The 2,165-nt window shown below is 67.3% G+C and carries 3 protein-coding genes; 1 reads left to right on the forward strand and 2 read right to left on the reverse strand.

Features of this window, described 5'->3' with window-relative positions; genetic code table 11:
• The coding region (locus ACEW8G_RS07020) for a 2'-5' RNA ligase family protein (protein WP_373487722.1) at positions 1 to 305 on the forward strand (305 nt) is incomplete at its 5' end.
• A 26-nt stretch (positions 306 to 331) separates the two neighbouring features.
• On the opposite strand, the gene ACEW8G_RS07025 is transcribed toward ACEW8G_RS07020, so the two are convergent.
• Entirely contained in the window at positions 332 to 1,105 is a 774-nt protein-coding gene (locus ACEW8G_RS07025) for an RlmE family RNA methyltransferase (protein ID WP_373487723.1), read from the reverse strand.
• The coding region (locus tag ACEW8G_RS07030; RefSeq protein WP_373487724.1) for a Ppx/GppA phosphatase family protein at positions 1,102 to 2,165 on the reverse strand (1,064 nt) is incomplete at its 5' end. The genes ACEW8G_RS07025 and ACEW8G_RS07030, both read right to left, overlap by 4 nt.

Here is a 2,165-nt window from a genome sequence, read left to right on the forward strand (position 1 = left end):
TGATGAGTCTGGGCGGCGGGGTCGCGTTTCGCGTCCACGCGCCGGGGCTGCTCGCCATCCGCGCACAGTTTGCCGATGCGATGCACGGCCTGTTGACCACGCAGGATCAGGGCACGCCGCGGCTGCACATCACGGTGCAGAACAAGGTGGAGCCCAAGGTCGCACGCGCATTGCTGGCCGAACTGTCTGCCGGGTTTCAACCGCGCCCGCTGGTCATCGCCGGGCTCGCGTTGCATCGCTATCTAGGGGGGCCGTGGCAGCCGCTTGGCGCGTGGCGGTTTCGCGGCAAGTCGCGCGCAAGCTGACATGTCCCGACAAACACCGGGCCGGGTCAGACGTCCGCCGCAACCACTCTGGGTTTGCGACCCTGCGCGATGACATACCATTCGGAACTGCCCTTGCGGCTGGCCGGGGGCTTGGCGTGCTTGACCGTCTTGAAATGCTGCTTGAGCAGGCCAAGCAGCTCATTGTCGGTCCCGCCCGCCAGTACCTTGGCGACGAACGCGCCGCCTTCGGCCAGATGCTCGACCGCGAACCACGCGGCGGCCTCGACCAGCCCCATGGTGCGCAGGTGATCGGTCTGCTTGTGGCCGACGGTGTTTGCCGCCATGTCGGACAGGATCAGATCGGGCGCGGCGCCCAGCGTCTCGATCAGCGTGGCGGGCGCATCATCGGCCATGAAGTCCATCAGGAATATTGTCACGCCGTCGATCGGATCGACCGGCAGCAGATCGATGCCCACCACTTCGGCCTTGGGCGAGAGGCGGCGGACGAGCTGCGCCCAGCCGCCCGGTGCAATCCCCAGATCGATGACGTGCCGCGCCTTGCGCAACAGCGCGAACTTCTCGTCAAGCTCGATCAGCTTGTAGGCAGCGCGGCTGCGATAGCCATCGGCCTTGGCGCGGCGCACATATGGGTCGTTCAGCTGCCGCTCAAGCCAGCGGTTGGATGATGCGGTGCGACCGCGCGCGGTCTTGACCCGTTGCTTCAGCCCGTCGCCATAGCGACCGGAGCTTTTTTTGGCGCCGGGGCCGGGTGGCTTGCCACCGCCTGCGCCGCTCGACCCTGTGCCGCCGCCTTTGGGGCCGCTGCCCCCGGCGCTCATGCCGATGCCCCGCCAACGCGACCCGTGCCAGCGGAATCCCGGCCCATCAGCGTGCGCAATATCCCTTCGCGGATGCCGCGATCGGCGACACCCAGCCGCTCGGCTGGCCAGATGTCGAGGATCGATTCGAGGATCGCACAGCCCGCCACCACCAGATCGGCGCGTTCCTTGCCGATGCACGGCAGCAGGCGGCGTTCGTCGAGGCTCATTGCCGCGAGCCGCCTGCTGATCGCGCGCATCGATTGCGATGGCACGATCAAACCGTCGATCGCATCGCGGTTATAGCAGGGCAGATCGAGGTGCAGGCTGGCAAGCGTCGTCACCGTGCCGCTGGTGCCGAGCAAGCGCCGGTCGGTCACAGCCATCGCGGGCAATCGCGCCGCGAAATCAGCAAAGCCCTGCCGCACCCGGTCGCGCATCCGCGCATAGGCAGCCAGGCGCTCGTCGGCATTGTAGCTTTCGCTCTCGGTGAGTGTGACCACACCCCAGGGCACGCTTTTCCAGTCGAGAATGTCGGGCGCGGGGCCTGAGCTATCGACCAGCACAAGTTCGGTCGAGCCACCGCCGATGTCGAAGATCAGCGCCGGGCCGTTGCCGGGTTCGAGCAGGATGTGACAGCCCAGCACCGCGAGCCGCGCCTCTTCTTCGGCGGTGATGATATCGAGCACGATGCCGGTTTCGCGGTACACCCGTTCAATGAACGCCGCACCGTTGCTGGCCTTGCGGCAAGCCTCGGTGGCGACAGATCGTGCCAGTGCAACATGGCGGCGGCGCAGCTTGTCGGCGCAGATCGACAGCGCCGCCACTGCACGGTCCATCGCCGCATCGCTTAGCCGTCCGGACTGGCCCAGCCCCTCGCCCAGCCGCACGACGCGAGAAAACGCATCGACCACGAAGAAGCCATCGGCGGTGGGTTTGGCGATCAGCAGGCGGCAGTTGTTGGTGCCAAGGTCAATTGCCGCATAGGCGTGGCGCGCTCGCCCTCGGTTCCCGCCATCCTGATCGGCACGGGCAGGGGCAGGGGCGGGGGCAGGGGCAGGGGCAGCGGCAAGGGCACGCA

The sequence above is a fragment of the Blastomonas sp. genome (genome assembly GCF_041747255.1).
Taxonomy (GTDB): Bacteria; Pseudomonadota; Alphaproteobacteria; order Sphingomonadales; family Sphingomonadaceae; genus Blastomonas.